This is a genomic window from Pedobacter sp. GW821-FHT01D05, assembly GCF_059422505.1.
The window spans coordinates 573,124-595,166 of record NZ_JBWKXA010000003.1; the positions used below are offsets into that span (position 1 = coordinate 573,124).

Annotated in this window: 21 protein-coding genes; 15 read left to right on the forward strand and 6 right to left on the reverse strand. The window is 38.5% G+C overall.

Features of this window, described 5'->3' with window-relative positions:
• Positions 1 to 64 precede the first annotated feature (64 nt).
• The 4 genes from AC07VK_RS14650 to AC07VK_RS14665 all read left to right on the forward strand — a co-directional run bounded on the left by AC07VK_RS14650 (position 65) and on the right by AC07VK_RS14665 (position 5,263).
• Complete coding sequence (locus tag AC07VK_RS14650; RefSeq protein ID WP_492961355.1) at positions 65 to 832, forward strand: TatD family hydrolase; 768 nt, start codon at positions 65 to 67, stop codon at positions 830 to 832.
• A 341-nt stretch (positions 833 to 1,173) separates the two neighbouring features.
• The gene (locus AC07VK_RS14655; RefSeq protein ID WP_492961357.1) at positions 1,174 to 2,193 is read left to right on the forward strand and encodes an asparaginase; all 1,020 of its coding nucleotides are present in this window, start codon (positions 1,174 to 1,176) and stop codon (positions 2,191 to 2,193) included.
• Positions 2,194 to 2,718: 525 nt separating this feature from the next.
• On the forward strand, positions 2,719 to 4,131 hold the full coding sequence (locus AC07VK_RS14660) for an MBL fold metallo-hydrolase (protein WP_492952802.1): 1,413 nt from the start codon (positions 2,719 to 2,721) through the stop codon (positions 4,129 to 4,131).
• 163 nt (positions 4,132 to 4,294) lie between these two features.
• Positions 4,295 to 5,263: a YpdA family putative bacillithiol disulfide reductase gene (locus AC07VK_RS14665; protein ID WP_492961359.1), complete on the forward strand. Its 969-nt coding sequence runs from the start codon at positions 4,295 to 4,297 to the stop codon at positions 5,261 to 5,263.
• A 171-nt stretch (positions 5,264 to 5,434) separates the two neighbouring features.
• Here AC07VK_RS14665 and AC07VK_RS14670 read toward each other — a convergent pair whose 3' ends face one another.
• On the reverse strand, positions 5,435 to 6,427 hold the full coding sequence (locus tag AC07VK_RS14670; RefSeq protein WP_492961361.1) for an alpha/beta hydrolase: 993 nt from the start codon (positions 6,425 to 6,427) through the stop codon (positions 5,435 to 5,437).
• Positions 6,428 to 6,719: 292 nt separating this feature from the next.
• Between AC07VK_RS14670 and AC07VK_RS14675 the strand changes: the two genes are divergently transcribed.
• The 3 genes from AC07VK_RS14675 to AC07VK_RS14685 all read left to right on the forward strand — a co-directional run bounded on the left by AC07VK_RS14675 (position 6,720) and on the right by AC07VK_RS14685 (position 10,458).
• The gene (locus AC07VK_RS14675; RefSeq protein ID WP_057931174.1) at positions 6,720 to 7,691 is read left to right on the forward strand and encodes a polyprenyl synthetase family protein; all 972 of its coding nucleotides are present in this window, start codon (positions 6,720 to 6,722) and stop codon (positions 7,689 to 7,691) included.
• Positions 7,691 to 8,746, forward strand: a complete 1,056-nt coding sequence (locus AC07VK_RS14680) for a TerC family protein (RefSeq protein ID WP_492952805.1) — start codon at positions 7,691 to 7,693, stop codon at positions 8,744 to 8,746. Before AC07VK_RS14675 ends, AC07VK_RS14680 begins: the two co-directional genes overlap by 1 nt.
• Before the next feature lie 263 nt (positions 8,747 to 9,009).
• Positions 9,010 to 10,458, forward strand: coding sequence for a M28 family peptidase (locus AC07VK_RS14685; RefSeq protein WP_492961363.1), 1,449 nt, complete (start codon positions 9,010 to 9,012; stop codon positions 10,456 to 10,458).
• A 252-nt stretch (positions 10,459 to 10,710) separates the two neighbouring features.
• On the opposite strand, the gene AC07VK_RS14690 is transcribed toward AC07VK_RS14685, so the two are convergent.
• On the reverse strand, positions 10,711 to 11,463 hold the full coding sequence (locus tag AC07VK_RS14690; protein ID WP_492961365.1) for a hypothetical protein: 753 nt from the start codon (positions 11,461 to 11,463) through the stop codon (positions 10,711 to 10,713).
• A 253-nt stretch (positions 11,464 to 11,716) separates the two neighbouring features.
• On the opposite strand from AC07VK_RS14690, the gene AC07VK_RS14695 reads away from it, so the two are divergent.
• Both AC07VK_RS14695 and AC07VK_RS14700 read left to right on the forward strand, forming a co-directional pair.
• A complete protein-coding gene (locus AC07VK_RS14695; protein WP_492961367.1) occupies positions 11,717 to 12,553 on the forward strand; it encodes a M23 family metallopeptidase in 837 nt (278 codons plus the stop codon).
• Positions 12,554 to 12,558: 5 nt separating this feature from the next.
• A complete protein-coding gene (locus AC07VK_RS14700; RefSeq protein WP_492961369.1) occupies positions 12,559 to 12,948 on the forward strand; it encodes a bactofilin family protein in 390 nt (129 codons plus the stop codon).
• A 50-nt stretch (positions 12,949 to 12,998) separates the two neighbouring features.
• Here AC07VK_RS14700 and AC07VK_RS14705 read toward each other — a convergent pair whose 3' ends face one another.
• The gene (locus tag AC07VK_RS14705) at positions 12,999 to 13,427 is read right to left on the reverse strand and encodes a CBS domain-containing protein (RefSeq protein ID WP_116252700.1); all 429 of its coding nucleotides are present in this window, start codon (positions 13,425 to 13,427) and stop codon (positions 12,999 to 13,001) included.
• A 360-nt stretch (positions 13,428 to 13,787) separates the two neighbouring features.
• On the opposite strand from AC07VK_RS14705, the gene ahcY reads away from it, so the two are divergent.
• Entirely contained in the window at positions 13,788 to 15,104 is a 1,317-nt protein-coding gene (gene ahcY / locus AC07VK_RS14710; protein WP_492952807.1) for an adenosylhomocysteinase, read from the forward strand.
• A 301-nt stretch (positions 15,105 to 15,405) separates the two neighbouring features.
• Positions 15,406 to 15,747: a DUF6370 family protein gene (locus tag AC07VK_RS14715; RefSeq protein WP_492961371.1), complete on the forward strand. Its 342-nt coding sequence runs from the start codon at positions 15,406 to 15,408 to the stop codon at positions 15,745 to 15,747.
• Positions 15,748 to 15,868: 121 nt separating this feature from the next.
• Here AC07VK_RS14715 and AC07VK_RS14720 read toward each other — a convergent pair whose 3' ends face one another.
• On the reverse strand, positions 15,869 to 16,924 hold the full coding sequence (locus tag AC07VK_RS14720) for a polysaccharide deacetylase family protein (protein ID WP_492961373.1): 1,056 nt from the start codon (positions 16,922 to 16,924) through the stop codon (positions 15,869 to 15,871).
• A 60-nt stretch (positions 16,925 to 16,984) separates the two neighbouring features.
• On the opposite strand from AC07VK_RS14720, the gene AC07VK_RS14725 reads away from it, so the two are divergent.
• Positions 16,985 to 17,107 carry a hypothetical protein gene (locus tag AC07VK_RS14725; RefSeq protein ID WP_262890336.1) on the forward strand — a complete coding sequence of 41 codons (123 nt, stop codon included), beginning with the start codon at positions 16,985 to 16,987 and terminating at the stop codon, positions 17,105 to 17,107.
• A gap of 113 nt (positions 17,108 to 17,220) precedes the next feature.
• Here the strand turns inward: AC07VK_RS14725 and AC07VK_RS14730 are convergent, their stop codons facing one another.
• A complete protein-coding gene (locus tag AC07VK_RS14730) occupies positions 17,221 to 17,601 on the reverse strand; it encodes a GtrA family protein (protein WP_057931162.1) in 381 nt (126 codons plus the stop codon).
• A 1-nt stretch (position 17,602) separates the two neighbouring features.
• A complete protein-coding gene (locus AC07VK_RS14735; protein WP_492961375.1) occupies positions 17,603 to 19,243 on the reverse strand; it encodes an ArnT family glycosyltransferase in 1,641 nt (546 codons plus the stop codon).
• A gap of 83 nt (positions 19,244 to 19,326) precedes the next feature.
• Here AC07VK_RS14735 and AC07VK_RS14740 point away from each other — a divergent pair, with 83 nt between their 5' ends.
• From AC07VK_RS14740 to AC07VK_RS14750, 3 genes are all read left to right on the forward strand, one after another.
• Positions 19,327 to 20,043 carry a pyridoxine 5'-phosphate synthase gene (locus AC07VK_RS14740; protein ID WP_492952811.1) on the forward strand — a complete coding sequence of 239 codons (717 nt, stop codon included), beginning with the start codon at positions 19,327 to 19,329 and terminating at the stop codon, positions 20,041 to 20,043.
• Between the two features lie 126 nt (positions 20,044 to 20,169).
• The gene (locus AC07VK_RS14745) at positions 20,170 to 21,066 is read left to right on the forward strand and encodes an EamA family transporter (RefSeq protein ID WP_492961377.1); all 897 of its coding nucleotides are present in this window, start codon (positions 20,170 to 20,172) and stop codon (positions 21,064 to 21,066) included.
• 115 nt (positions 21,067 to 21,181) lie between these two features.
• The gene (locus tag AC07VK_RS14750; protein ID WP_492952813.1) at positions 21,182 to 21,745 is read left to right on the forward strand and encodes a hypothetical protein; all 564 of its coding nucleotides are present in this window, start codon (positions 21,182 to 21,184) and stop codon (positions 21,743 to 21,745) included.
• The last annotated feature ends 298 nt before the right edge of the window (positions 21,746 to 22,043 follow it).

Consider the following 22,043-nt stretch of genomic DNA (forward strand, 5'->3'; position numbering starts at 1 on the left):
TACCCTTCGCAATACATTTATGAATTCATAACCTAACCGCTAACCCATTTTACATTTTAAAACAATGCTTTTTACCGATACCCATACCCATTTATATTACGAGCAGGATGCTGAAAAACAGGCACTGTTAATAGAGCGTTGTTTCGAAAACGACGTTAACCGTTTGTTTCTGCCCAATGTTGATGTAAAATCAATTGCCATGATTGATGATCTGGTGGCGAAATATCCGGCAAATTGTTTTGCAATGGCTGGTTTACATCCCTGTGATGTGAAAGAAGATTATCTTGCTCAATTGGATGAAATCTATAATAGTATTTCCGGTCGGAAAATTTATGCCATTGGTGAGATCGGGATCGATCTGTATTGGGATAAAACTACTTTGGCCATTCAGCAAGATGCTTTTCGCAAACAGATTGGCTGGGCAAAAAAAATAGGATTGCCGATTGTGATCCATTGTCGCGAGGCTTTTGATGAGGTTTTTGAGCTATTGGAAAGTGAAAGGGACGAAAAACTACGCGGAATATTCCATTGTTTTACGGGCAATTTAGCACAGGCTAAACAAGCCATCGATTTAAATTTCTATTTAGGCATTGGTGGTGTGGTTACCTATAAAAAAGCAGGATTGGATCTGGTATTATCAGAAATTCCTTTAGCTAACCTGGTTTTAGAAACAGATTCGCCTTATTTGGCTCCTGTTCCTTTCCGTGGGAAACCCAATGAAAGCAGTTATTTAATCTACATAGCGCAAAAACTGGCCGATATTTATGGTGTTTCTGTTGAAGAAATTGCAGATGTAACCACAGAGAATTCGAAAAGGGTTTTTGGGGTTTAAACATCAATTTTTCGCTAGGCCGTCATGCTGAATTTATTTCAGCATCTTTCCTATCAGATCCTGAAACAAATTACTAATGACAGATTCTGACGGAAGATCGTCTTTCCCGCGCAGGCGGGAATCTTATGCAATCTACAAACCCGACCAAGGCATTACGATTCCCAATCAAGTTGGGAATGACGATTGTATTGAATTTCTTGTATTGTAAAATAGTGACTTAAAATTTATAATTTTGGTAATTTACTAACGTTTTTTAGCTTTTTTGTTGCTAATTTTAAAATATTGTCCAATCATTTGTAATTTTTTAGTTTCTTTGCGGTGAGCAACCTTCACCCAACCAAATGACCAAAATACTTATAATTTATACCGGTGGTACCATCGGTATGGTTAACGATCCTACAAATGGGATGTTAATTCCATTTGATTTTCAGCAGATAAAAGAAAACGTTCCTGAATTAAGCCGTTTAGATTACGATTTAGATGTACATTCCTTCAATCCGGTATTGGATTCTTCAAACATGGATCCTGAAATTTGGAAAACGTTAGCCGAACTTGTTTATCATAAATACGATCAGTATGATGGTTTTGTGATCCTCCACGGATCTGATACGATGGCTTTTACCGCATCGGCATTGAGTTTTATGCTCGAAAACCTGGATAAACCAGTTGTTTTAACCGGATCTCAGCTTCCTATTGGCGAAATCAGGACGGATGCCAAAGAGAATTTAATTACCGCTCTAGAGATTGCGGCGACCAAAGAAGATGGAAAAGCACTTTTTCCAGAGGTTTGTATATATTTTGATGCGCAGTTATTTAGGGGAAACCGTTCTATAAAATATAACAGCGAAAAGTTTGAAGCTTTCCGTTCGCCAAATTATCCGATACTTGCAGAAGCAGGCGTTCACTTGCAATTTCATCGAAACTATATCCTAAAAGCTACCGAAGGAGAATTAAAATTGCATACCAATTTTAATTCAAATATCGGGGTGCTGAAATTATACCCCGGTATAACCCCGCAGGCGGTTCAGGCAATAACAGATTCTAAGGTAGACGCTATTATTTTAGAGACTTTTGGTTCAGGCAATACCACAACGGCACAATGGTTTTTAGATAGTTTGCGTCAGGCGATTTTGAATGGAAAGATCATTATCGACATTTCTCAATGTAAAAAAGGTTCAGTTCAGCTTGGTCGCTACGAAACCAGCAGAGAACTGTTGAAAATGGGCATTTTAAGTGGTTACGATTTAACTTTCGAAGCTACAGTTACAAAGTTAATGTTTGTAATGGGCTTAGGTTTATCAATAGAAGAAAGCCGCAAGTTGATGGAAGAATCGTTGAGAGGTGAGCTGACTAAAGATTAGCGTTAGTCGGGATTTGTAATCCCATCTACAGAACTAAGGATTTTTAATCCTGAAGTGTAGTTATTTTCATCGTTTTTGGAAATGATGGGTTCTGTTATAATGGCAGGTTTAGCCCTGCTACCGCTGAAAGTCCTCACTCGTACCTCGCTCCGGGCTTTACGCTTTATCAGGTTTAGCAACATGGGGCGTTGCATAAATTCTAAAATTGCGATAGATCCGCGTTAGGGATTGTAAGGGTTTCAGTACCGATCCTTCATCGGTACCGAAGCGAAGCGCAGCCCTGAAAGGCCCGACCCTTTCCCGATTCATCGGGATTAGGGTAACGCCCAATCAATTGCAGTTGACAATTTTCAGTTAGCAGTTTTGCACTACAGTAAGTAAAACTTCTGCAATTATGACCGACATCATTTCGGTTATAAGTATTTAGCGCTATTTTTGCTGTAATAGATCAGTCATGCTGAACTTGTTTCAGCATCTTTCTGGTAAGACCCTGAAATAAATTCAGGGTGACGCTGCGTAAATAACATGAAAATAGAACAAATATATACAGGTTGCCTGGCAGAAGCCGCTTATTACATCGAAAGTAACGGTGAGGCGGCAATTATTGATCCGCTAAGAGAGGTTGGAACGTACTTAAAGAAAGCTGAAAAAGCAGGGGCCACCATTAAATATATTTTTGAAACGCATTTTCATGCCGATTTTGTTTCCGGACACGTAGACCTGGCAGAAAAATCTGGTGCCGAAATCATCTATGGCCCAACCGCTAAAACCGAATTTAAATCGCACATTGCTAAAGATGGCGAGCAGTTTAAAATCGGCGATGTAACCATTACCGCTTTACATACGCCTGGGCATACTTTAGAATCGACTACTTATCTGTTAACTGATAAAGATGGAAAAGATCACTGCATTTTTAGTGGCGATACCTTGTTCATTGGCGATGTTGGTCGACCTGATTTAGCACAGAAGGGCCATTTAACCATGGAAGATTTAGCCGGAATGCTTTACGATTCTTTAAATGAGAAAATAAAGCCTTTAGCTGATGATGTAATTGTTTATCCGGCACATGGTGCAGGTTCTGCCTGTGGCAAAAGCATGAGTAAAGAAACTTTCGATACTTTGGGGCATCAGAAAGAAGTAAATTACGCTTTAAAAGCTACAACTAAAGAGCAGTTTATTGCGGAAGTAACAGATGGTATTTTGCCGCCACCACAATATTTTGCTAAAAATGCGGCCATTAATAAAGGTGGAGTAGAAAGTATTGATGAGGTTTATGAGAAAGGATTAAATGCTTTAACACCTCAGCAGTTTGAAGATACGGCAAACCAAACAGGGGCTATTATGCTCGATACCCGCGATCCACAGGTTTTTGCCAAAGGTTTTATTCCAAATTCGATCAACATAGGCCTTAACGGGCAGTTTGCGCCCTGGGTTGGTGCTTTAATTACCGATTTACAGCAGCCAATTTTATTGATTACCGATCAGGGTAAAGAAGAAGAAACCATTACCCGCTTAACCCGTGTGGGATACGATAGTACCATTGGTTATTTAGATGGCGGTTTCGAAAGGTGGACAGATGCTGGCAAGGAAATCGATACGATTGAATCAATCTCTGCCGAGGCATTTGAAACAGCTAGTCTTAACGGAGAAATTACAGCACTTGATGTACGCAAACCAGGTGAATATGAATCAGAACATCTGGAATTTACACTAAGCCGTCCCTTAGATTTTATTAACGACTGGACTGGCGAAATCAATCCAAAATCTACCTATTATATTCACTGTGCAGGTGGCTACCGCTCGATGATTGCCGCTTCCATCTTAAAATCGCGTGGGGTAGAAAATGTGATTGATGTTGCCGGCGGTTATGGCGCAATTAAAAATACCGGTTTAAAAAGAACCGATTTCGCCTGTCCAAGTAAAGCAATGAAAATTTAATAAATAAAGGAGATCGTCATTTCGAGCGGAACACATTGCAGTCGAGAACCACGAAGTGCTCAGCGAAGCTAAATCTGTTTAAATGGATCTCTCTCCCGACTTAACGTCGGGACGGTGCTCCAGTCGAGATGACGACTATTCTTTAAAGCGAAATAAAAACTGGATGTCTGAAAATCAAAATCATTACGACGTATTAATTATCGGTGCCGGTCCAATAGGGATGGCTTGCGCAATTGAAGCTCAAAAAGCAAACTTAAGCTATGTAATTGTAGAAAAAGGTGCTTTGGTGAACAGTTTGTTCAATTATCCTGTATTTATGACCTTCTTTTCTACTTCTCAGAAGTTAGAAATTGGAGGAGTTCCCTTCGTAACCATCAGTCCGAAACCCAACAGAAATGAAGCGGTTGAATATTACCGTCGTGTAGCTGAAAAATTTGATTTAAATATCCATCTTTTCGAAAGCGTAAAACAAGTTGTTAAAAACGATCACGATGTTTTCGAAATCAATACCTCCAAAACCAATTATTCGGCCAATAATGTAATTGTGGCTACCGGTTTTTATGATGTGCCTTTATTGATGAATGTTCCGGGAGAGGATTTGCCAAAAGTAACGCATTATTACAAAGATCCGCATTTATATGCTTTTCAGAATGTAGTTGTGGTTGGCGCCAATAACTCTGGTGTAGATGCTGCTTTGGAAACCTACCGAAAAGGCGCAAATGTGACGATGGTGGTGCGCAGTGGCGATCTTGGCCCTCATGTTAAATACTGGGTTAGGCCAGATATCCAGAACAGGATTAAAGAAGGCGAAGTTAAAGCACTTTTCAATTCTGAGCTTATCGAGATAAGAGATGGAGAGGTTGATATTAAAACACCTGAAGGAATCAAAACCATCCCAAACGATTTTGTAATTGCGATGACGGGCTATCAACCAGATTTTAGCATGCTGAGAAAATTCGGAATTGAGTTACCTGAAACACTTTGCCCCGCATACAATGATGAAACCATGGAAACCAATGTAAAAGGTTTGTATTTGGCAGGTGTAGTCTGTGGCGGATTGGATACGCACAAACTTTTTATTGAAAACTCGAGGGTGCACGCTGAAATGATTGTGAAAAATATTTTGGGTTAAATTTCTTACGAAGTTTAGCCAGAGGATTAGCGATGGAAAACTTCGGAAGTCTCTTAAGCCTATATCTCTAACCCGATCGTCATGCTGAACTTGTTTCAGCATCTTTCCTGTTATACAGACCCTGAAATAAATTCAGGGTGACGATCCCTCTTTGGAAATCATAATTTATAATCAATGTACTGGCACTTTCAGCGTACTTCCCACAAAACTTTCAATAGCCTTTTCTACACTCGGTAAATCCTTCGAAGTAATATACGATCCCATTACGTGATTCCCCGCGTTTGGTATGGCTTGCTTTCTTTTTAAATTATTGGGCGTGCCCAGTTCTTCGAACATTTTTAGCATGGCATCTACACGCACTACAGGATCTTGCTCGAGTTCATTTTTGTAGTAGTAGAGCATTAAAACAGGTTGTTTTACTTTTTGGAAAGTTGCTTTTACCATACTGCTCTCAATAAATTCTTCCAGCTCTACTAACGATTCGAGGCGATAATTGGTGTACCAGTATTTTTTATACTCGTCAGTGCGATCGTCTACTTTACGTTCATCGCCACCAACCACTTTTCTGGCAATCTGTAATCCCCATGGATTATTCAAAAGCCAGGCATTTTTATCGTTAATGGCCACATTTGGCGACAATAAAATTAAACTGTTAATTTCTGGATAAGTTGATGCTAATTTTAATGCGACAGTTCCACCGGTAGAAGTACCCACTAAAATTACTTTTTTGCCCAATTTTTTACCGATGGCATAAGCCTGTTTGCTGGTTTCCCAAAGGCGGTCGGCGGTAAAATATTGCATGGGTGCAAGCGTATCAATGCCATGGTCGGCTAAACGCGCTAAATATAAATTGGCATTTAATTCTTTAGCCAGATTGAGGTAAACAGGGTTTCCTTCTGTTTTTGATGCCGAAAAACCATGCAAATAAACAATGGCATATTCGGTTTGCCTGTGGAGAGGGTCGGCCCAGATGATTTCGGCTTCGTTACCCGGTTTTATTTTGTGCATAGATTCTATGCTGGCCACATAACGGTCTAAATCTTCCAGATCGGGCACCTGTGTGAGTTCTTTATTATAAACCGGTTTTTTGGGCTTTGGGCCCAATAAGTAGCCTGCAACAATTATTGCCGAAAGGCCGATAAGTACTTTGTAGCGTTTTTTCATATGAGGCACCAAATATTAGTTTAAATGTAAAATTTGAAATTAAATAAAGCTAATCTTTTTGAGTAATTAGTTGTGGTTTTGAGTGGTTATTGCCTGCACTAACCCATAATGTTAAACCTGATCGTGCTAAATGGCCCACAGCCCGAAGCATGAGGGCGACGACGATGGGCAATAGCAGGAGCAAAAGATGTTAAAGATTAAGCTATTGCTTTTCAAATCCTTAATAATACGATTGCACATTACCTTTTTATGGGAAATTAGCTTAAGTTTGCAATCAAAATTTTTCGACTTAATGCCGGGAATCGAACAGATAAAAACACCTATTGCTGCTGATATTAAAGCGTTTGAAAAAACCTTTAAAGAATCTATGCATAGCGACGCACCGTTGCTGGATAGGATTACCCATTATATTGTAAAGCAGAAAGGCAAACAAATGCGGCCGATGTTCGTATTTTTTGCGGCTAAACTATGTGGTGGCATTACAGAATCAACCCATCGCGGAGCTGCTTTGGTAGAGCTTTTACATACGGCTACTTTGGTGCATGATGATGTGGTAGACAATGCCTACGAACGCCGCGGCTTTTTCTCTATCAATGCTTTATGGAAAAATAAGATTGCCGTTCTGGTTGGCGATTACCTGTTGGCCAAAGGATTGTTGCTTTCGGTAAACAATAACGAACACCGTTTGTTACAGATTGTATCGGAAGCTGTGAAACAGATGAGTGAGGGTGAACTGTTGCAGGTAGAAAAGGTGCGGAGGATGGATATTTCGGAAGATTTATATTTTGATGTGATCCGACAGAAAACCGCTTCCTTAATTGCTTCTTGTTGTGCTGCGGGGGCTGCTTCGGCAGGTGCTGATGATGAAACGATAGAAAAAATGCGTCTGTTTGGCGAAAAGGTAGGAATTGCCTTTCAGATTAAAGATGATACCTTCGATTTCGGGACGGATGATGTAGGCAAACCTTTGGGTATTGATATTAAAGAGAAGAAAGTAACGCTGCCTTTAATTTATGCACTGAATAAAGCTGAAAAAACTGAACGTAAAAAAATTATTAACCTGGTGAAAAATCACCAAGACGATCCGGTTAAAATTCAGCAGATTATAGATTTCGTAAATGCCCACGAAGGGGTGTATTACGCGAACCAGAAAATGCTGGAGTACCAGAAAGAAGCATTTGATATTTTGCACAGTTTTGAGGCAGGCGAAGCACGAACTGGTTTAGAACAACTTGTACTGTACACCACTGAACGTAAAAAATAATGGGTAACGAATTACTTTTTAGCTTAGGTTTTCTTCTTTTTATTGCACTGATCCTTGCTTTAGACCTTGGTCTTTTTAGCCGGAAAGAACATGTAGTGAGCTTAAAACAGGCTGGAGTAATGAGTTTGATTATGGTGGCTTTGGCTATCGGTTTTTACTTTATCCTGTTAACCGAAGGGCACCAGCTACATGGAATAAAGGATTTTGCACACCTGCAAGAAATTGTAACACGACACCAGCACCACATTAAACTAATTCCTAATGATTTTGAAGGAAGTTTAGCGATTTATAGACAAAACCTGGGCTTAGAATTTTTAACCGGTTATGTAATTGAATATGCACTTTCGGTAGATAATATCTTTGTGATTGTACTCGTCTTTTCTGCCTTTGCCGTTGAAGAAAAATATTATCACCGTGTATTGTTCTGGGGTATTTTAGGTGCCATTATTATGCGCTTCATCTTCATTTTTGTTGGTGCAGCATTAATTGCAAAATTTGCCTGGATACTTTATTTGTTTGGCGCTTTCCTTGTTTTTACCGGGATAAAAATGTTCTTCAGCAAAGATGAAGATGATAAGATTGATCCAGAAAATCACCCTGTAGTAAAGTGGGCCTCGAAAATATTTTCTATTCATCCAAAATATGAGGGTAAAAAATTCTTCGTAAAAATTAACCATAAAACATTGGTAACACCTTTGTTTTTGGTGCTGCTGATTGTTGAGTTTACTGATCTTTTATTCGCTGTCGATTCTATTCCGGCTATTTTTGCGGTAACAAAAGATCCTTACATTGTATTTTTCTCTAATATTTTTGCCATCATGGGGTTACGGTCCATGTTCTTCCTGTTGGTGAATATCATCCACAAATTCCACTATTTAAAAACCGGATTAGCCGTATTATTGGCCTTTATCGGGATAAAAATGTTAGGGCATACCTATCTGGAGAAATGGGGTTTCACTACCGAACATTCGTTAATCGTGATTTTAAGTATCCTGGTGATCAGTATTGTGGCTTCGCTGGTGTTTCCTAAGAAAAAAGTGCATGTAAAGCCATAGTTTTATAGTTTTGTCATTCTGAGCGCATCGAAGAATCTTATTTTATTGCGATAAGCCGAGAAGATTCGTCATTGCGAGAAAGCTTTTTCAGCCGACGAAGCAATCTTTATAGCAGAATCACTAACAGGAAAGATTGCTTCGTCGTTCCTCCTCGCAATGACGACCATTTCTATGGGAAAGACATTATCTAAAGCAAAATATACGTTACAGCTAGCAATCTCTGACTAAAATTTGTACTTTCAGCAACTAAACTATTATTCCTAATGAAATATTTTTTCGCTTCAGCGCTACTTTGTACCACTTTATTTGTAAATGCCCAGGATAAATTCGGTGATGTTTTTGCTAAGATCAATACCGATGTACAGCAAAATTCAAAAGCTTATCAAACACTTAAATATGAAACCGAAACCATCGGTCATCGTTTAACAGGCTCTACAAACGGTGCAAAAGCAGAGCAATATGCTTTTGATTTGTTAAAATCTTATGGTTGTGAAGTGAAGTTTCAACCTTTCGAAGTAGAAAGCTGGGCAAGAAAAACAATCAGTGTGGAAATTGGTACCGATAAAAACAGTTTGACCAAAATGAAGGCTGTTACCTTAGCACATTCACCGGTGAGTGCAGACGTTACTGGCGAAATTGTAGATGCTGGTAACGGGCTGGAAGCCGATTATCAGGCCAGTCCTGAAAAATTTAAAGGTAAAATTGCACTGATTTATCTTGGTGTATTGCCAGGCTCTCCGGCTGGAACAAAGTCATTACACCGTTCAGAAAAGACGGCCATTGCCACAAAATATGGAGCAATTGGAGTAATTATTATTAACACGGTAAAGGGTGGCGTGCTTTTAACCGGGACAGCTTCGGTAACAGGCAAATTAATCTCTATTCCCGCTATTTGTATTGGATTAGAAGATGGTATAGCTTTAAAAGAAAAAATTAAATCACAATCGCAGATTGCACATATCGCCATGACTAATTTCTCGGGTATGATTAAAGCGAGAAACGTAGTGGCCACTTTTAAAGGAACCGAGTTGCCTAAGGATAAAATTGTTGTCGGCGGACATTTAGATAGCTGGGATTTATCAACCGGAGCGATAGACAATGGAATAGGTTCTTTCGCTATTATGGATATGGCACGTACCTTTAAAAAACTGAATTTAAAAACCAAACGTACCGTGGAGTTTGTACTGTTTATGGGCGAGGAGCAAGGTTTATTGGGCTCTAAAGCATACATCAATCAGGCTAAAAAAGACAAAACCTTAAACCAGGTGAAGTTTATGTTAAACTACGATATGACCAACGATCCGAAGGGTTTTTCTACCTCAAGAGCGGAAATGAAAGATCTTTTTACGGCCTGGGGAGCTGATATCGTAAAAATTGATACCGGTTTTAAAAATCTGTTTAATGCAGGTGCAGGTTTGCATAGCGATCATCAGCCTTTTATGTTAGAAGGTATTCCCACCGGAGGTGGTTTTGGTGGTAAACTGCCAAACAACTCTGGTCCATTTTATCATTCAGATGGCGATAGCTTTAAACTGGTTGACGAGCAGGAACTTAAAAACACGGTGCGTTACAGCGCCATGTTAACTTATGCTTTAGCCAATACACCGAAAATTCCTGTTGGTGTGCAGGGCGAAGAAGAATTAAGGGCTTTCTTAGAATCGCAGAACCTAAAGGAACCTTTGAGTATTGCCGGCGAGTGGAGGTGGAAATAATTTCATAGATTTTCTTGCCTCTTTCCTTACGGATTGATTACACTGATGTTGCCTGCGGGTTGATTACACAGATGTAGGGATTACACAGATTTTTATATAGTTAATTCGCGTAAGATAAATTCGTCATTTCGACCGTAGTTGAGAAATCTTTGAATTGATTTGAACGATGACATTCTTAATAGATTTTGCTTCGCAGCGCAATCGTGGTTCTCGACTTCGTTGCGCTGCGCTCGAAATGACAAATTTTTGCTGTTAAAGTAACCAATAAAAGACTTTGTAAGCGAAATACTGTTGGTCTAAGGTTGTTCTTTTGCTAATGGGGGTAATGTCAGCTTCTCTTAACGATTCTTCTGGCTTTCTTTTAGGGTTTTCTTCCGGGAAGCCACTTATCCTGCTTTCGCCTAATTTTATTGCCAATGGTGATAAAACAAAACTTAAACTATCTTGCCTTGCGATTCTTGTGAGCATAATTGCCGTTCTGTTTATTTGCCTGATTTTAACATTCTCATTTACAGCTATAGGTTCCCCGTTTTTATAAAAAATGCCGAAGGTTTCTATTGTTTTATAATCGGTATTCCTGATCACATTAATAGTATATGCTGTATCAGGAATCTGATCTTTAAACTTTTTCTTTGCTGCTAATATCTTTTCCGCATTGGATGGAATGTGGTATAGGTAGAAGTCAGTGAGTTTAATTTTGTTATAATTTCTTGCTGTTTTAAACATCCTGCCCATAATATCAATTGGGGTATTGCCTTCATCGGTAATGAATAAAAAATAACTGATCAAAACGGTTAAGGTGATCCCAATGGGTTGAAAATATTTTGTAGTATTCTTTTTTCTTCGCAGTAGGTAATGAGTGAGCGTAAGTAAAAGTGAGATTAGGCCTATAAGTGGAATGGTTAATAATGCCCCTATACTTACGCCACCCCCGGCCATGGGGAAACTATTAAAGAGAATAATGTTGAATACGAGTGCGACTGCCGGATAAATTAGGGCTTTCATTTAAATATTTTGTCTACGAATATAGTTTTTAATAGTATTGGTTGTACCGGTTATCTAAATAGCTTTACAGCCAAAACCACTTAAATTTTACATACCTGTCTTTTTGCGAGCGTGAGCAATGAATTGAAGGTTAATTCGATGTTAATGTATTGTGATTTTTATTCCTGTAAGTGTTAAATCTGGGCTTTGTTTTTGACTATGTGCTTGTTAATCATATATTTGTTTTAGTCCCAAACAAAAAATCTGAGTAAAAATGAACAGAAAACGGAACAAAACAACCGTAATTTTTGTAAATAATAATCAAAGTTCAAGCAAGCCCATCCAAGTTCCAACAGGATACATTGTACATTGGAAAAAGTATATTTTAGGCGTTTTAGGATTATTCTTAGTACTGATATCCAGCATATTTTACCTGATCCGTAGTAATTCGAGTGTAGAATTAGCCAAGAGTAAACTCGAGCTGGCGCTTTTAAAAAGTAAAGGCAAACTATCTGTTATCGATACCTCTTCGCTAAAAAAGCATTACCAATCAATCGATAAAAAGCTGCTTACCATCAATAAATACCTAAAAGCGAGAGGGCTAAAGCCAATTTTAACAGGTAACGAAGGGGGAGAGCAAAGCGATGATATTTTATCGGCTGAAGAGATCGGCGAGTTTTACGATAACTACCTGAGTAAAATTGCCTATAACGTAGCTTATACCCCAATGGGTTATCCGCATTTAGGCACAATTACCTCAGGATATGGTCACCGTGAAAATCCTTTTAGTGGTGAAAATGTGGAGACACATAAAGGACTCGATATCAGGGCCAATTATGGCGATGTTGTTAAAAGTACAGCAAACGGTAAAGTGGTTTTTGCTGGAAGGCGTGGTGGTTATGGCAATTGTATTGTGATTAAACATGGTAATGGTTTTGAAACCTATTATGGTCACCTCTCGAAAATTTTGGTAAAGGTTAATGAAAATGTAATTGCAGGCAATAACATTGGCAAAGCTGGTTCAACTGGGCGCTCAACTGGTCCCCATTTACATTATGAAGTACACAAAAACGGTAAAGTTATAAATCCAAGATCCTTTTTAACCTTGTAAGACACATGTTCAAAAAAAACAACCAAATTAAAGACTTAAATCAACAAGAGATTTCGACTATCATAGGCCTCGGCTTTACCATTACAGGCGAACTAAAAGGAAAAGCAGTAATCAGGATCGATGGAACTGTAATCGGGAACGTAAATGTTGAAGGTGGCATTGTTTTAGGTGAAAAAGGGATGATTAAAGGTGATATTCAAACAGGCTCAGCCATTATTTATGGAACAGTTAACGGAAATGTTAAAGCCCAAAACCTGGAAATAAAAAAGACGGGCAGAGTTAATGGCGACATTAAAACAGAGGCCATTGAAATTGAACTAGGCGCACAATACAATGGAAAACTCGAAATGCACCAATCAGGCAAAACAGAAGATAAAGTAGCTGTGAAAGCGTAGGCCTCATCTATTGGTTGGTGTCTCACCAACCAACATAATCCAACTCAGCATTACCCGCTAATATAGCTTTCCAATTGTGAAATGGTCTGTTTCTGATCTGCAATGATAAACTTCACCACATCGCCGATCGAAACCATTCCTTTTACTTCGTCGTTTTCTACTACTGGTAAATGGCGGATATGTTTATCGGTCATCAGCTCCATACAGTAATCAATACTGTCGCTTAAATTAATGGTGATCGGACTGGCTGTCATTGCTTCCTTAATTAAGGTATCTTTTGATGATTTACCCTGAAGGATGATTTTTCGGGCATAATCGCGTTCCGTAAAAATGCCATGTAGCCGATCGTTTTCCATGACCAATACTGCGCTGATGTTCTTTTCTGTCATTACCTTTAAGGCATCTAAAACAGAAATATTTTCTGATACCGAGATAATCCGTACCTGTTTGGTATCTAACAAGTGTTTTACGCTTTTCATAAAACTTAATTTGGTTATAACAATTTAAGAAATAATTAGCTGTAAATCAAAGTTTTATTTTAGGTTGTTCTCCGCTTTACAAACGAAGCACAGTTTTATGTAATCTAAGCCTGACAAGAACGTCAGCCTCCGATTCCTCATCGGAGCTATAGTGTATGGCAGGGCAGAACCTGACCTACGAATTGCTGGTTTTGCTTTTCAAATCAAGGGTTATCTCTTAAGTATATTCCTGCTTGGTAATAAGATTCTAGCTATAATCGTAAATAGATTTTACAATCCGTAAACCACCTTGTGCTTTTAATTATTTGGCTTTCACAAAGGGATGTGGTAACTTTGCATCACATTTAAAAACAAATAATTATGTCATCAGTAGAGACAACTTATATCCCTTACAAAGTTAAGGACATTTCACTGGCAGAATGGGGCCGTAAAGAAATCGAATTAGCCGAAGCAGAAATGCCAGGTTTAATGAGTTTACGTAAAGAATTCGGTCCAACACAACCGTTAAAAGGTGCGCGCATTGCAGGTTGTCTGCACATGACCATCCAAACGGCTGTATTAATCGAAACATTAACTGCACTGGGTGCTGAAGTTACCTGGTCATCTTGCAATATTTTTTCTACTCAGGATCACGCTGCGGCTGCAATTGCTGCTGCTGGTATTCAGGTTTATGCCTGGAAAGGTTTAAACGAAGAAGAATTCGATTGGTGTATTGAGCAAACTTTACACTTCGGTCCGGAACAACAACCATTAAACATGATTTTGGATGATGGTGGCGATTTAACCAATATGGTTTTTGATAAATATCCTGAGCTAATTGCAGCTATTAAAGGTTTATCAGAAGAAACTACAACTGGTGTTCACCGTTTGTACGAAAGAATGAAAAACGGAACATTGCACTTACCTGCAATTAACGTTAACGATTCGGTTACTAAATCTAAATTCGATAACAAATACGGATGTCGTGAGTCATTGGTTGATGCGATCCGTCGTGCAACTGATGTAATGATGGCTGGTAAAGTGGCTGTTGTTTGCGGTTATGGCGATGTGGGTAAAGGTTCTGCAGAATCATTAAGCTCACAAGGCGTACGTGTTATTGTAACTGAAATTGATCCGATCTGTGCTTTACAGGCTGCAATGGAAGGTTATGAAGTTAAACGTTTAGATACTGCCATTAAAGAAGCCGATATCGTGGTAACGACTACTGGTAACTGTGATATTGTACGCGAAAAACATTTCCGCGCATTAAAAGATAAAGCAATTGTTTGTAACATTGGTCACTTCGATAACGAAATCGATATGGCTTGGTTAAATGGTGCTTATGGCGATACCAAAGTGGAAATTAAACCTCAGGTTGATAAATATACAATCGACGGTAAAGATGTAATCGTTCTTGCTGAAGGTCGTTTGGTTAATTTAGGTTGTGCAACTGGTCACCCAAGTTTTGTAATGAGTAACTCATTCACTAACCAAACCTTAGCTCAATTAGAGCTTTGGACCAACAATGCTGCTTACGAAAACAAAGTTTATACTTTGCCTAAGCATTTAGACGAAAAAGTTGCCCGTTTACACTTAGAAAAAATCGGTGTAGAATTAGATGTTTTGGATCAACACCAGGCTGATTATATCGGTGTACCGGTAGAAGGTCCGTTTAAAGCAGATACATATAGGTATTAGTCCTTAGTCTTCAGTCGAGAGTCTGAAGTCGATATGATTTAAGAGGGATGTGCAATTTGCATATCCCTTTTTTATTCCTCCGATTTATCGGAGGAGTGCCTGTAAGGTGGGGTGTCACTAAAGCTTAGGTAAGTTTCTTAGTTTTTTGAAAACGTTAGTTCAGTAGCTCTTCCGAGGTTTCAGTCCTGCTGTACACTTTATCCCGATGGAAAAATCGGGATGTTCGTTCCCATCAGGTTTATTTTACAGCGGATCGTGGTTCTTTTGCTGCTGAAAACTTACATTTGAAAAAAGAAAAGAGATGAAAAAATTAATATTTGCACTAGTTCTTGGTGTATTTGCGTTTTCTGTAAATGCCCAAACTGCCCCTCAAAAAACTGCAACAGCGAAAGTAATCACCAAACAAATGGTAGATATTGCCTGTGGCGAATGTCAGTTTAAAATGAAAGGTAAAGATTGCGAGTTAGCAGTAAAAATAGATGGTAAATCTTATTTTGTTGATGGAAAAGGTATTGATGATTTTGGCGATGCCCATGGCGAACATGGTTTTTGTAATGCCGTAAGCAAAGCAGAAGTTACCGGCGAAATCGTGAATAATCGGTTTAAGGCTAAAGAAATAAAATTATTGCCAGCTAAGAAGTAGTTTTACCGCAAAGAACGCAAAGTTTTTCGCAAAGAGGCGCTAAGTATGATTTAAAACTATCTGAACCTAGCTTTGTGTTCTTTGTGCCTTTTCTCTGTGCGCTTTGCGGTTAAAAAGCAGGCTATTCAAATTCCTTTTCCAATCCTTGTCTTAAATCGAAAAGCAGCCATTGTTTGTTTTTTACATCTGCCTGTCTGGTTTTTAGCAACTGGATGAAATCTTTCACCCCGATTTCTTCATTCCCGTTGCCGTGGATCAATACGATGCTGCCCGCATTAGGCTGTTGTCCTTTGGCGAGCCAGGCATCACTGCCAACAGGAATTAATCCGTAGGCCTCGATCTTTTCTACAATGGTTTTATCCGATACCAAACCGGGGAAACGGAAAAATACCGATGGGGTTAATCCATTTTTAAGCATCAACTTTTCATTCTCCAATACCTCCACATCTAAATTGGTTCCAGGTGCCAATAAAAAGTTTTCAGCTAAGGGCAGCTTATTCACTTCGTGGTTGTAAGTATGGTTTATCCAGGTGATGTTCAGTTCCTTTTTCTCTATCAGACCTTTCAGCCAGTTCAAATCATCCTGATGTTTCAGCATCCATTTACCAGAAACAGAAATCGCGAGCGGCGCAGGCTTTTCTATTTTTTTAAATTCATCAAATACAGACTGAAAAATAATCCTGTCTAAAGCCTTGTGTGATGGACAAAGATCAATCGTTAAGGTAATCCCCTTTTCATTCGGAATGGCATGATCGATCCCCGCATTTTGAAGCTGTAAATCTTTAGCTGCTGCGGCTTCGATTGATTTAATGTAGGCCGTATTTTTAAAAATGGCTAATACATTCTGAAACTGTAAACTACTTGTAGTGTAATTACTAGCCAAGTCGATTTTTGTATCTAAAGTTTCTGGATTCACTAGCAATAAATATTTTTGATTATTTGCAGTGAAACTTCTTAATGCAAGTAAATCTATCGGGCCGTCAATTGTATTTTTATTTACACTGAAATTAGAGTTTTGGGGATCTTTTGGCTGGTTTCTTAAGCTTTTACTTTTTGTAATTGCGTGGGCAAAGTTGACCTTGTAACGCTTAATATCATCAAAATTCTGTGCAAAAACTTTAACACCAAAAAAGCAAATGGAAAAAATAATGAGGAGTAAAGATTTAGATAACTTCATATTTCCTTATTTAAAATCTTTCTAATTTAAGCCAAATCCATTATCTTTACAAACATCGCCATGAACAAAGAAAAAGTAAAATTATGGTTTAAGCGGGTGGGGCTGGTTGGGTTTTTATTCTTCCTGATTAAAGGATTAATATGGCTTGTTGTGTTCTATTTTATTGGTAAAAACGTTACCTAAATAGTTCATTAGTTCACTGGTCATTAGCTCATTAGTCCGCGCAAGTTGCATAATTAAGGCTTCTAAGTCAAGCGTCATCCTGAACTTGTTTCAGGATCTATTTCGAAAGTGTTTTACCTAAAAGTAAATAACATATTCGCGAGGAAATTCCACACAAAAACAATCACAATCGCAAAGAATTTGGCTACATAAAAATTGGTGCCATTTTTCCTTTGGTGAAAAAGGTAAATGATAAAAGTATTTAACCCCAAGCCGATTAAACTCACTACCAGAAATTTACTAAATTCTGTACCCCAGTGGCTATTGGTACTCTGAAATGTCCATACCCGGTTAATCAGGTAATTATTGGTTACTGCCAAAGTAAAGCCAATGGCGTTAGAGATGTATTTGTTTATTTTGATTTTCTCCTTACACAGCCAGGTTGCACCAAAATCTATCGCCATTCCAAGGAAACCCGTTAACCCAAATTTTAAGATGCGGAAGAATAAATCCATGTTAATGTATTTTAACCAAATAAAATCGCTCTAAAACCTGAGGGCGTGTTTTTACATTTAGAAATTTACCAGTCAGTTTAGTGGTATGAAAATATTCAAACGATTCTAGAATTTCAGCATGGTATTCGCTTTTTAGTTTTGCCAATTCCTGTTCTGGAATGTATATAACCAAGTCTTTTAGGTTCTTTGATTTGTCGAGATCACTATAACTATGCAGATATTTTACTTCTCCCGGGGCATAAAAATCAAAAGAAAATGCATCTATATAATTTAATACTGCAGGTTTAGCAGTGGGATAATTTTGCTTTAACCAATTACCGGCCTGCATACCTGATTGATATTTTAAAAGGGCCGGGTAGAAAAAAATGAAGAGAAATATCATTAATCCGACAGCTAAAAATGCACTTCTGGCAATGATGGTTTCCAATAAAATGCCTTTAAACAACAAGAATGCGATAACGAGAACAACGATCAGAATCCCGATAATTAAATATAGGTTTTCGAATCCAAAGAAAAAGGCTAAGACAGAAAGTAAGGCAATAACCAAAATGAAAATAATGTTCTGTATAATAAAGAAGGTTTTTAAACCTTTGCTGCCAAGCTTCCTTAAGTACAAGGCTGTGATGATCGAAAACTGAGGAAAGATAATCAGGATATAATGCGGCAACTGAAATTTAGAAAGCGAAAAGATCAGAAAAGTAACCGCTGCACTTGCCCAGATCATAATGCTTTCGGGCGCTAAAGTAATTCTGTTTTTTCTTTTAAACAGATTTACAACGGCTGTATAAAATAGTACAGACCAAGGAAGGAATGCCCAAAGGGTGGTGTGTAGAAAAAAGGAAATATCCCCTTTGCCTTTAATTGGGCCATTGTTAAAAAACCTTCCAAACTGACTGTCCCAAAAGAAAAATTTTAAACCCGAAACACCAGTCCTTTCAAAAACAACTTTTTCGGGATGCAGATCGAATTGCGTGTAAAGCGAATACAGCTCGGGCGTAATAAAAACAAAAATCAAAAGAATGGCGATATACCATTTTGCTTTTAAAAGCTGACGGTACTGTTTTGTAAGCAACCAATAGATAATAAAACCGGCAAATACAGGAATCAACACAAAAATTCCCTTGATCAATATTGCGCAGGCAGCAAAAAATGAGCCTGCTATAATGTGCCAAAAAGAATTTTGGTGTGCTTTATAATAATGATAAATAGATGCTAATGTAAAGGTTGTAATATAAATTTCGGCCCTAACATCAAAAGTAGAGGTGATGATATGCAAGGCACTTAGAAAAATCACCGCACTGATTAAGCCGGTTTTTTCATCGTATATGTCTTTGGCTAATTTGTATAAATACCAAGCGCCCAGTAAACCGAACAGAAATGATGGTAATTTATAGGCGAAGGATGAGATTCCGAAAATTTTAAAGGATGCTGCAGAAATCCAAAAAGTGAGGTGGGGTTTGTCCAGCCAGTCGGCCCCACGGCCATAAAGGTTAAACCAATCTTTAAACAGGATGATGTTTTTAGACATGGACGCATACAATGCACCATCGGGCTCCATCACGCCGCCAAAAAGTGCTGGTATACTTGCAATTGCAAGTAAAGCAATCAGAAATTTATATAGGGTTGTATCTTTTAAGTTCATTTACAAGAAGCAAATATGAGCAAAAAAAAGTCAAATTTTTTTAAGGTTTAAGAATAACAAAGGCAAAGCCTTATCTTTGCTGCATGACAAAGTTATCGGTTAATATCAATAAAATTGCTACACTCCGCAACAGTCGTGGAGGTAATAATCCTGATCTGGTTAAGGTTGCATTAGATTGCGAGCGTTTCGGCGCGCAGGGAATTACCGTGCATCCACGGCCTGATGAACGTCATATCCGTTACCAGGATGTTTATGATTTAAAGGCTGTTATTGCGACAGAATTTAATATTGAAGGAAATTGCAGAGAAGATAAATTTGTTGATCTGGTTTTGGCGAACAAACCTGCCCAGGTTACGCTCGTACCTGATGCCGAAGGTCAGATTACTTCTAACCACGGTTGGGATACGGTTAAACATAAAGATTACCTGAAAGAAATGGTTGCAATTTTCCAAAAGGAAGGTATCCGTGTTTCTATTTTTGTAGATCCGGTTGTAGAGATGGTGGAAGGCGCGGTAGAAACCGGAACAGACCGGATTGAATTATATACCGAGGCTTATGCGCATAATTATTTTGCCGATCGCGAAAAAGCTGTTATAAGTTATGTTGCTGCGGCACATCATGCCAACAAATTGGGCTTGGGAATTAACGCCGGGCATGATCTCGACTTACACAACCTTCATTATTTTGCACAGAGTATCCCAGGTTTATTAGAAGTTTCAATCGGTCATGCGCTCATTAGCGATGCACTTTATCTGGGACTGGAAACTACCATTCAGAAATATTTACAACAACTGGCCTAGTTTTTAACCGCAAAGACTGCAAAGAAAAAGGGCACAAAGAACGCAAAGTTAGGTTCGTCGGTTTAATCAAGTGCTGCGCTTCTTTGCGAAATCCATGGTGTCCTTTGCGGTTAAACAATAAAATATATGTTAAAAGGAATCCTCCTTGTTTTTTTCGGTGCCTGCAGTTTTGGTATCCTCTCTACTTTTGTTAAACTGGCTTATCACGAAGGTTATACCCTGGGCGATGTTACAGGTGCTCAGGCTTTCTTTGGTGCTGTAATTTTATGGGTGCTATTTTTCTTCCAAAGCAGAACAGCTGGTTATAAAGCTAAAGCGATTGTACCTAAAACCCCTTGGTGGAAAATGGTGTTGGCAGGAACATGTACTGGATTAGTGAGTGTGTTTTATTATCAATGCGTAAAGCTTGTGCCAAATTCGGTAGCCATCATTTTGTTAATGCAGTTTATATGGATGAGTATTTTAATGGAATACCTTGTTTTTAAAAAGAAGCCCACAGGCTTACAGTTCCTGGCAATCCTGCTGGTCTTAGCTGGAACCGTTTTGGCGAGCGGAATGGCGGAAACAAGTATTAAGAGCATGGATTTAAAAGGGATTGTTTTTGGTTTATTGGCTGCAATTTCTTATGCAGGATTTTTGCTGCTGAGTGGCCGGATTGGAAATGAATATGCCCCATTGCAAAAAAGTGCCTTGATGATTACCGGTGCCTGTATATTGATCTTCATTATTTTTCCGCCAACATTCTTATTTAATGGCGCTTTAAATGGTAGTTTATTGGAATGGGGACTGATTATCTCCGTTTTTGGCACAGTTATTCCACCTTTATTTTACGCAGAAGGCGTGCCCAGAATCGGAACAGCCATAAGTTCGATATTAAGCGCTGCGGAGTTGCCCGTTGCTGTAATGATGGCGGGTTTTGTGCTGCAAGAGCAAGTATCGTTTTTAAGGTGGGTTGGTGTTGTGGTAATTTTATCGGCCATGGTTTTGCCAAATCTTAAATATTTGAAAAAAGGTGGAGGGTAGGAAGGCTGAGGGTGTAAGGTTAAAGTACGCGATAAATAATCTTCCGACTTTCGGACCTCGGACATCCGACTTATTGAAAAAATAAATATCTTTAAAAAGCATAAAGCATTTACACATGAAAAAACTTACTATTTATATTTTATCCTTTATCATTGTCGGATTAACCGCATGTAAAACCAAAACCACTATTAACCAGGATGAGGCCGGAGAAGTGATCACTGATTATTTAAAAGCTAATCCTGAATACAAAACTACACGTTTCAATTTTGGAGAAATAAAATTTAACAGTACAAACGATATGTTTGAGCTTGGTAAATATAAAACTTTAGCAAGCAAAGGTTTGGTGACATTAGACCTGAAAGCGGCAAAAAAGAAATTCCTTTCAAAAGATAGCAGTTTCGTTTACCAAATTACGTTAACCGACAAAGCAAGTCCATTGGTTTTAAAACAAGATGGCGATAAAGCAACCGTAAAAGTTGTAGAATATGTTTTAGCCGATGAAAAGCCTGTAGATTTTGCTCAGGTAAATTCTAGTACAGCCAAAGTTACGGTATCGCTTAAAATGACAACAACAGATTTTGAACCCTTTGATAAAGATGCCAATAAAAACAGCAACTTCATTACCAAAACGTATAAGTTAAAGCTGAGTAAAGATGAAGGTTGGAAAGTGCAGAAGTAGATTTAAAGACTAAAGCTGAAAGATAAAAGCCTAATCCCTATTGCACCCTGCAACTTCTGTTTCTTGTAGGCCCCCGACGTTTTTAAACCCGACAGAAGCGAAAATCCTTCTGTTTCCATGCTCGTAAAAGATTGCTTCGTCGTTCCTCCTCGCAATGACGATAGTTTCGTGGAGTGCCGCAAAAAGATTGTAGCGGATGGCGGGAACGAATCTGAATTGTAGCACAGCCATTGCTTTTCAAAATCATCAGCTCATCAAATAAAATGAACAAACGTTTGTTTTGGCCTAAGAAATGCAA

Excerpts from the sequence above, each read along its gene's own strand:
- AC07VK_RS14720 (WP_492961373.1), bottom strand. The coding sequence starts at position 16,924 with ATGAAGTTATCTAAATCTTTACTCCTCATTATTTTTTCCATTTGCTTT.
- ahcY (WP_492952807.1), top strand. The coding sequence starts at position 13,788 with ATGTCATCAGTAGAGACAACTTATATCCCTTACAAAGTTAAGGACATT.
- AC07VK_RS14685 (WP_492961363.1), top strand. The coding sequence starts at position 9,010 with ATGAAATATTTTTTCGCTTCAGCGCTACTTTGTACCACTTTATTTGTA.
- AC07VK_RS14680 (WP_492952805.1), top strand. The coding sequence starts at position 7,691 with ATGGGTAACGAATTACTTTTTAGCTTAGGTTTTCTTCTTTTTATTGCA.
- AC07VK_RS14735 (WP_492961375.1), bottom strand. The coding sequence starts at position 19,243 with ATGAACTTAAAAGATACAACCCTATATAAATTTCTGATTGCTTTACTT.
- AC07VK_RS14750 (WP_492952813.1), top strand. The coding sequence starts at position 21,182 with ATGAAAAAACTTACTATTTATATTTTATCCTTTATCATTGTCGGATTA.
- AC07VK_RS14655 (WP_492961357.1), top strand. The coding sequence starts at position 1,174 with ATGACCAAAATACTTATAATTTATACCGGTGGTACCATCGGTATGGTT.
- AC07VK_RS14690 (WP_492961365.1), bottom strand. The coding sequence starts at position 11,463 with ATGAAAGCCCTAATTTATCCGGCAGTCGCACTCGTATTCAACATTATT.
- AC07VK_RS14675 (WP_057931174.1), top strand. The coding sequence starts at position 6,720 with ATGCCGGGAATCGAACAGATAAAAACACCTATTGCTGCTGATATTAAA.
- AC07VK_RS14725 (WP_262890336.1), top strand. The coding sequence starts at position 16,985 with ATGAACAAAGAAAAAGTAAAATTATGGTTTAAGCGGGTGGGGCTGGTT.
- AC07VK_RS14700 (WP_492961369.1), top strand. The coding sequence starts at position 12,559 with ATGTTCAAAAAAAACAACCAAATTAAAGACTTAAATCAACAAGAGATT.
- AC07VK_RS14745 (WP_492961377.1), top strand. The coding sequence starts at position 20,170 with ATGTTAAAAGGAATCCTCCTTGTTTTTTTCGGTGCCTGCAGTTTTGGT.
- AC07VK_RS14660 (WP_492952802.1), top strand. The coding sequence starts at position 2,719 with ATGAAAATAGAACAAATATATACAGGTTGCCTGGCAGAAGCCGCTTAT.
- AC07VK_RS14705 (WP_116252700.1), bottom strand. The coding sequence starts at position 13,427 with ATGAAAAGCGTAAAACACTTGTTAGATACCAAACAGGTACGGATTATC.
- AC07VK_RS14650 (WP_492961355.1), top strand. The coding sequence starts at position 65 with ATGCTTTTTACCGATACCCATACCCATTTATATTACGAGCAGGATGCT.
- AC07VK_RS14740 (WP_492952811.1), top strand. The coding sequence starts at position 19,327 with ATGACAAAGTTATCGGTTAATATCAATAAAATTGCTACACTCCGCAAC.
- AC07VK_RS14715 (WP_492961371.1), top strand. The coding sequence starts at position 15,406 with ATGAAAAAATTAATATTTGCACTAGTTCTTGGTGTATTTGCGTTTTCT.
- AC07VK_RS14665 (WP_492961359.1), top strand. The coding sequence starts at position 4,295 with ATGTCTGAAAATCAAAATCATTACGACGTATTAATTATCGGTGCCGGT.
- AC07VK_RS14670 (WP_492961361.1), bottom strand. The coding sequence starts at position 6,427 with ATGAAAAAACGCTACAAAGTACTTATCGGCCTTTCGGCAATAATTGTT.
- AC07VK_RS14730 (WP_057931162.1), bottom strand. The coding sequence starts at position 17,601 with ATGGATTTATTCTTCCGCATCTTAAAATTTGGGTTAACGGGTTTCCTT.
- AC07VK_RS14695 (WP_492961367.1), top strand. The coding sequence starts at position 11,717 with ATGAACAGAAAACGGAACAAAACAACCGTAATTTTTGTAAATAATAAT.